This window comes from Mycolicibacterium chubuense (genome assembly GCF_001044255.1).
In the GTDB taxonomy this organism is placed as follows: domain Bacteria; phylum Actinomycetota; class Actinomycetes; order Mycobacteriales; family Mycobacteriaceae; genus Mycobacterium; species Mycobacterium chubuense.
The window spans coordinates 89,186-95,330 of sequence record NZ_JYNX01000056.1 but is presented as its reverse complement, the minus strand read 5'-3'; the positions used below and the strand labels follow the sequence as shown (position 1 = coordinate 95,330).

Genomic DNA, 6,145 nt, shown 5'->3' with positions numbered 1-6,145 from the left:
ACACTGACGCCGAGACCGACTGCGCGCCGGCGCCATTGAAGGACACCGGGCTGGCGCTGCTGCCCGGGCTCACGGTGATGCCCACTGCGGCGTTGGCGGACGCGATCCGCGCCGGGGCGAAGGTCAACCCGCTGTGGCTGCCCGGGCCCGACCCCGAGTCAAACTACCGCCCGTCGGCGCGGCTGGCCCAGTTCGTGCGGCTGCGCGACATGTTCTGCCGCTTCCCGGGCTGTGACGTCCCCGCCGAGCGCTGCGACATCGACCACAGCGAGCCTTGGCCCTACGGACCGACCCACCCGTCGAACATGAACTGCAAATGCCGCACCCACCATCTCGGCAAGACCTTCGCCGAGGGCTGGCGGGAAGTGCAATCACCCGACGGCACNCGACCCACCCGTCGAACATGAACTGCAAATGCCGCACCCACCATCTCGGCAAGACCTTCGCCGAGGGCTGGCGGGAAGTGCAATCACCCGACGGCACGATCACCTTCACAGCACCCGGCGGCCGCACCTACACCACCCGGCCCGGCTGCGCGCTGTTCTTTCCGACCTTCCCCGCCACCACCGCCGACCTGCCGCTCCCGCCACCGATACCCCCACCCAACCCTCAACGTATCGCCAAGATGCCCACNTCCCCGCCACCACCGCCGACCTGCCGCTCCCGCCACCGATACCCCCACCCAACCCTCAACGTATCGCCAAGATGCCCACCCGCCGACGCCTACGCAGCGCGGACGATGCCGCGCGCATCAAAGCCGAACGCGCACACAACAAACAAGTCCGCGCAGCAGCCGACGACGCCCACCGGGCAGCTGGGGATGCCGCGCCACCGGATCACCCGCCCGGCCGTGACGATCCACCGTTCTGACGCCTCAGAGCTCGCCGAGATAGAACCGGGTGCCCTGATCGTCAGTGCACAGCGCGGACTTCCCGTACGCCTGCTGCGTCGGCTCGTCGATCACCGCACCCCCCGCCTCCCGGACCCGCACGACGGCAGCGTCGATATCGGTGACCGTCCACATGGGTACCGTCACCGCGGCGTCGCAGCCGCCGGCCGCACCCGACATCGGGTGGCAGTCCCGGACAGCCCAGCCGTCGGAGATCCGGCCCGGTTCGAAGGTCCAGGACAGCACGTGGCCGTAGAACGACCGGAAGCCGGCGGACTCCGTCGCCTCGTACGTGATGTAGGACAGGTCTGCGGGCCCCGATCCGTTCAGCGCTGGACGACCCTCGCCCGGCAGGGGAACGAACACACCGAACCGGCGTCCCTGCGGATCCACGGCCGTGAGCACTGCGCCGAAATCGAACTGTTCGACGTCGCCGATCGTGCCGCCGCCGTCGGTGATGGCCGCCCGCGCTGCGGCCAGATCGTCCACCGCGTAGCAGCAGAACAGCGTGTGCTCGTCCGGGACCGAGGAGAAGCCGATGCGCAGCCCGGGCTTCCGAACCCTCCCTGTCGCCGGTTCGTGCTGCCACCCCAGCACGTGTCCGTAGAACGCGGCCGCCCGCTGCGCGTCCGGCGTCCACACCGCCACGTACCCGGCATCGCCGTGCCGCATCGGCACCGCCGCGCCGGGCACCGGTCCGGTCAGCATCCACCGGTGCCCGAACGGGTCGACGATCGTGGCGTTGCGCCCACCATGGGCGTCATAGGGCTCACGCTGAACCTGGGCGCCGAGGTCGCGAGCGCGTCGCAGTGCCGCATCCACATTGGGCACCGCGAGCATCAGGCTCACCGAGACCTCCTGCGCCGCAGGTGCTTTCAGCCCGATCTCCGGGTACTCGTCGGCGAGGTAGAACACCCCGCCTGCGATCGCCAGCTCGGCATGGCCGATCCGGCTGTCGTCCATCACGATCGGGTCGCCGACGATGGCGGCCCCCAGCGCGTCGCCGTACCAGGCGAGGGCACGGCGAGCGTCGGTGACCGCGAGATACGGGATCGCCGCGGCCCGGGGCGTCGACGGGGCAGCCAGTTCTGCCAGGACGGTGTCGGTTCCGCTCATGCTCACTCCTCGGGTTCGCTCCGGTTGACGATCGAACAGGTCCGCGGCCGCCTCCAGTCGCGACCTCAGGCGTGCGGCGAAGGCCGGATCGGGGGCGACGGGAAGGTCGCCACCGCGCAGCACGTGCAACGGATCGAGGGATTCGCTCACGGCCTTTCTCCTTCCCGGTGGGGGTAGTTCTCCCGGAACGCGCGCCGGGCGCGCACCAGCAGCGCCTCGGTGGCGTGCACCGTGCGGCCCATCAACTCGGCGCACTCGCCGACCGAGCAGTCGTCCATGTAGCGCAGCGCCAACACGGTGCGGTGCTGCTCGTTGAGCCGCGCCAGCACCTGCTGGGCGACGATGCGGTCCAGTTCGGCGTCCCACTCGTCGGGTGGGTCGGCCGGTTCGGGCGCCTCGGCCACCGACACGGTGAACCGTCCGTGCCCCCGGCGGTAGTGGTCAGCCAGCTTGTGGCGCGCCACCCCGATCAGCCACCGCACCGTCACCGGCGGCGGCGTCGGCTTGCGGGCAGCGTCCATCGCGGCCAGGAAGGTCTCCGACGTCAGGTCTTCCGCCGTTCCGCGGTCACCGCAGCGCCGGACGAAGTACCCGTAGACGGCGGGTAGAGCCTCGTCGTACAGCGCGAGCAGCGCCCGTGGAGCGGGGTCGGCCTCGGGTTCGGCGCTCACACCTTCATCGTCGCCGTGGGCGGGCAGATTCCGACACCCGAGTTTCCAGCCCGGCCAGCCCGCCGGCCAGCAGATCGAACGCGTCACCCAGCGCCGCGGCCAGCGACACCGACTCGTCGGCCAGCCACTGCTCGTAGGCGGCCAGCGCCACCGCGAGCATCGTCCAGGCCGCGGTCTGCGGAATCAGATCCGCGGGGGAGATGCGCAGCCGAGCCGCCACGAACGACGCCACCACCGCCCGCCATCCCGCATACATCGTCATCGAATATGCCTGCAGTGCCTCGGTTTCCAGGATGAGCCGCATGCGCTGACGGTGCCGGTCGGCATCGTCGAAGTCGTTGAAGGCCAGCAGCGCCGCGCGCAGCGCCTCGTGCACCGGCGCCTCCGCATCGGTCGCGGCCAGCAGGCCCTTCATCAGGCCGAGATGGGCGTCGAAATCGCCCCACGGCAGGGCGTTCTTCGAGGGGTAGTACCGGAACAGCGTCCGGCGGGCGATGCCCGCCGCCGCCGCGACGTCGTCGACGCTGACATCGTCGAAGCCGCGCTCGGAGAACAGGTCGATCGCGACCGCGCTGATGTGCTCCCAGCTCGTGGACCGACGGCGGCCCACGCGTGCCCTGGCGGGCTGCATCGGCATCCCCCTTCCATTTAGGCACCCGGTGCCTTATTGTTGCGATCTGCGTCACAAATGTCGAGCCCATCCAACAGAAAGGCGAGTGCCATGGAGCCGAGTCAGCACACCGAGAACGACGAGCTCGTGACCGAGAGCCTGGTCGAAGAGGTCTCCATCGACGGGATGTGCGGGGTCTACTGATCATGACCGCGCCGACCTTCGATCCGGACCAGCGCTGGCGGCTGCATCCGCAGGTGGCCGTCCGGCCCGAGCCGTTCGGCGCGCTGCTCTACCACTTCGGGACCCGCAAGCTGTCGTTCCTGAAGAACCGGACGATCGTCGAGGTGATCAACTCGCTGGGTGATCACCCCGACGTTCGATCCGCTTGTCGCGCAGCAGGAGTCGAGGATTCCCAGCTGTCGCCCTACCTGCACGCGATGAGCGTGCTGGTCGCCTCGAACATGTTGATCGCAGGAGAGGACCGATGACCGTCACCGCCCCCGTGCCCCGCCTGGTCGACCAGTTCGAACGCGGCCTGGACGCACCGATCTGCCTGACGTGGGAGCTGACCTACGCCTGCAACCTGTCCTGCGTGCACTGCCTGTCCTCGTCGGGCAAGCGCGATCCGCGCGAGCTGACCACCCGCCAGTGCATGGACATCATCGACGAGCTCGAACGCATGCAGGTGTTCTACGTGAACATCGGCGGCGGCGAGCCGACCGTGCGCTCGGACTTCTGGGAGCTCGTCGACTATGCGACGGCCCACCACGTCGGGGTCAAGTTCTCCACCAACGGCGTGCGCATCACTGAAGAGGTCGCCGCCAAGCTGGCGGCCAGCGACTACGTCGACGTGCAGATCTCGCTGGACGGCGCCACCGCGGAGGTCAACGACGCGGTGCGTGGACCGGGGTCGTTCGCGATGGCGACGCGCGCGCTGGAGAACCTGCGCGCGGCGGGTTTCACGGACGCCAAGATCTCGGTCGTCGTGACGCGCCACAACGTGGACCAGCTCGACGATTTCAAGGCGCTCGCCGACGCCTACGGGGCGACGCTGCGCATCACCCGGCTGCGCCCCTCGGGCCGCGGTGCCGACGTCTGGGACGAACTGCATCCCACGCCGGCTCAGCAGGTGCAGCTCTACGACTGGCTGGTCGCCCACGGCGAACGCGTGCTGACCGGCGACTCGTTCTTCCACCTGTCGGGGCTGGGTGAACCCGGCGCGCTCGCCGGGCTCAATCTGTGCGGCGCCGGTCGGGTGGTCTGCCTGATCGACCCCGTCGGGGACGTCTATGCCTGCCCGTTCGCCATCCACGACACATTCCTCGCCGGAAACATTCTCACCGACAACGGTTTCCAGAGCGTCTGGCAGAACTCCGAGCTGTTCCGGGAGCTGCGCGAGCCGCAGTCGGCCGGGGCGTGCGGCAGCTGCGGGCACTACGACGCCTGCCGCGGCGGTTGCATGGCGGCGAAGTTCTTCACCGGTCTGCCGCTGGACGGTCCGGATCCCGAATGCGTGCAGGGGTACGGCGAACCTGCGCTGGCCCTGGACCGGGACAAGCCCAAGCCCAGCGTCGACCACTCCCGCAGCGGCGGCCGCACCCCCAAGGGCCCCGTCCCGCTCACCCTGCTGAGCGCCCCTCCGAAGAAATTCTGCAACGAAAGTCCTGTGTAGTCCCATGGCACGTGATACCTGGTTCGAAACCGTCGCCATCGCCCAGCAGCGGGCGAAGAAGCGGCTGCCGAAGTCGGCCTACTCCTCTCTGATCTCGGCCAGTGAGAAGGGCGTGACGGTCTCCGACAACGTCGAGTCGTTCGCCGAGCTCGGCTTCGCGCCGCACGTCATCGGGGCCACCGAGAAGCGCGACATGGCGACAACGGTGCTGGGACAGGACATTTCACTGCCCGTCATCATCTCGCCCACCGGCGTGCAGGCCGTCGACCCCGACGGTGAGGTGGCCGTCGCGCGCGCCGCCGCGGCCCGCGGCACCGCGATGGGGCTGTCCTCCTTCGCGAGCAAGCCCATCGAAGAGGTCACCGCGGTCAACGACAAGATCTTCTTCCAGATCTACTGGCTCGGCAGCCGCGACGACATCCTGGCGCGGATGGAGCGGGCCCGGGCGGCCGGGGCCAAGGGCCTGATCCTGACCACCGACTGGAGCTTCTCGCACGGTCGCGACTGGGGCAGCCCGAAGATCCCCGAGCAGATGGACCTCAAGACCATGATCCGGATGTCTCCGGAGGTCATCACCAAGCCGCGGTGGTTCTTCAGTTTCGCCAAGCAGCTGCGCCCGCCCGACCTGCGGGTTCCCAACCAGGGACGGCGCGGAGAGACCGGCCCGACGTTCTTCGAGGCCTACGGCCAGTGGATGGGCACCCCGCCGCCGACCTGGGAAGACGTCGCGTGGCTGCGCGAACAGTGGGGCGGCCCGTTCCTCCTCAAGGGCATGGTGCGTGTCGACGACGCGAAACGTGCTGTCGATGCCGGTGTTTCGGCGATCACGGTGTCCAACCACGGCGGCAACAACCTGGACGGGACGCCGGCGGCGATTAGGTGCCTGCCGGCCATCGCCGATGCGGTGGGCGATCAGGTGGAGGTTTTGCTGGACGGCGGCATCCGGCGCGGCAGCGACGTCGTCAAGGCGGTTGCTCTGGGCGCGCGTGCGGTGATGATCGGCCGGGCCTACCTGTGGGGTCTGGCCGCCAACGGACAGGCCGGTGTGGAGAACGTCCTGGACATCATGCGCGGTGGCGTCGACTCGGCGCTGATGGCGCTGGGCAAGTCCTCGATCCACGATCTGACCCGCGAGGACATCCTGATTCCCGACGGTTTCACCCGCACCCTGGGGGCGTGAGCGC

The 6,145-nt window shown here is 69.2% G+C and carries 7 protein-coding genes and 2 pseudogenes; 6 read left to right on the top strand and 3 right to left on the bottom strand.

What is annotated here, in order from left to right; all coding sequences use genetic code 11:
• A pseudogene (locus tag MCHUDSM44219_RS29555) lies at window positions 1-385 on the top strand (HNH endonuclease signature motif containing protein); the annotation flags it as partial.
• A gap of 249 nt (window positions 386-634) precedes the next feature.
• A pseudogene (locus tag MCHUDSM44219_RS31160) lies at window positions 635-870 on the top strand (hypothetical protein); the annotation flags it as partial.
• Between the two features lie 4 nt (window positions 871-874).
• On the opposite strand, the gene MCHUDSM44219_RS18180 reads toward MCHUDSM44219_RS31160, so the two are convergent.
• From MCHUDSM44219_RS18180 to mftR, 3 genes are read right to left on the bottom strand one after another with little or no spacing between them, the layout of a single operon-like run.
• A complete protein-coding gene (locus MCHUDSM44219_RS18180; protein WP_048419646.1) occupies window positions 875-2,155 on the bottom strand; it encodes a VOC family protein in 1,281 nt (426 codons plus the stop codon).
• Window positions 2,152-2,676, bottom strand: coding sequence for an RNA polymerase sigma factor (locus MCHUDSM44219_RS18175; RefSeq protein ID WP_048419645.1), 525 nt, complete (start codon window positions 2,674-2,676; stop codon window positions 2,152-2,154). The genes MCHUDSM44219_RS18180 and MCHUDSM44219_RS18175 overlap by 4 nt, the downstream gene beginning before the upstream one ends.
• A gap of 4 nt (window positions 2,677-2,680) precedes the next feature.
• A complete protein-coding gene (mftR, locus tag MCHUDSM44219_RS18170; protein WP_048419658.1) occupies window positions 2,681-3,307 on the bottom strand; it encodes a mycofactocin system transcriptional regulator MftR in 627 nt (208 codons plus the stop codon).
• A gap of 90 nt (window positions 3,308-3,397) precedes the next feature.
• On the opposite strand from mftR, the gene mftA reads away from it, so the two are divergent.
• From mftA to mftD, 4 genes are read left to right on the top strand one after another with little or no spacing between them, the layout of a single operon-like run.
• The gene (mftA, locus tag MCHUDSM44219_RS29075; protein ID WP_073682527.1) at window positions 3,398-3,490 is read left to right on the top strand and encodes a mycofactocin precursor MftA; all 93 of its coding nucleotides are present in this window, start codon (window positions 3,398-3,400) and stop codon (window positions 3,488-3,490) included.
• Window positions 3,491-3,492: 2 nt separating this feature from the next.
• Window positions 3,493-3,777: a mycofactocin biosynthesis chaperone MftB gene (mftB, locus tag MCHUDSM44219_RS18160; RefSeq protein ID WP_048419644.1), complete on the top strand. Its 285-nt coding sequence runs from the start codon at window positions 3,493-3,495 to the stop codon at window positions 3,775-3,777.
• Complete coding sequence (gene mftC / locus MCHUDSM44219_RS18155; RefSeq protein WP_048419643.1) at window positions 3,774-4,961, top strand: mycofactocin radical SAM maturase; 1,188 nt, start codon at window positions 3,774-3,776, stop codon at window positions 4,959-4,961. The genes mftB and mftC overlap by 4 nt, the downstream gene beginning before the upstream one ends.
• A 4-nt stretch (window positions 4,962-4,965) precedes the next feature.
• Window positions 4,966-6,141: a pre-mycofactocin synthase MftD gene (mftD, locus tag MCHUDSM44219_RS18150; RefSeq protein ID WP_048419642.1), complete on the top strand. Its 1,176-nt coding sequence runs from the start codon at window positions 4,966-4,968 to the stop codon at window positions 6,139-6,141.
• Window positions 6,142-6,145: the final 4 nt, after the last annotated feature.

Bases quoted from the DNA above. Each gene is read 5' to 3' on its own strand.
- mftD (WP_048419642.1), top strand. From the start codon at position 4,966: ATGGCACGTGATACCTGGTTCGAAACCGTCGCCATCGCCCAGCAGCGG.
- mftA (WP_073682527.1), top strand. From the start codon at position 3,398: ATGGAGCCGAGTCAGCACACCGAGAACGACGAGCTCGTGACCGAGAGC.
- mftR (WP_048419658.1), bottom strand. From the start codon at position 3,307: ATGCAGCCCGCCAGGGCACGCGTGGGCCGCCGTCGGTCCACGAGCTGG.
- mftB (WP_048419644.1), top strand. From the start codon at position 3,493: ATGACCGCGCCGACCTTCGATCCGGACCAGCGCTGGCGGCTGCATCCG.
- mftC (WP_048419643.1), top strand. From the start codon at position 3,774: ATGACCGTCACCGCCCCCGTGCCCCGCCTGGTCGACCAGTTCGAACGC.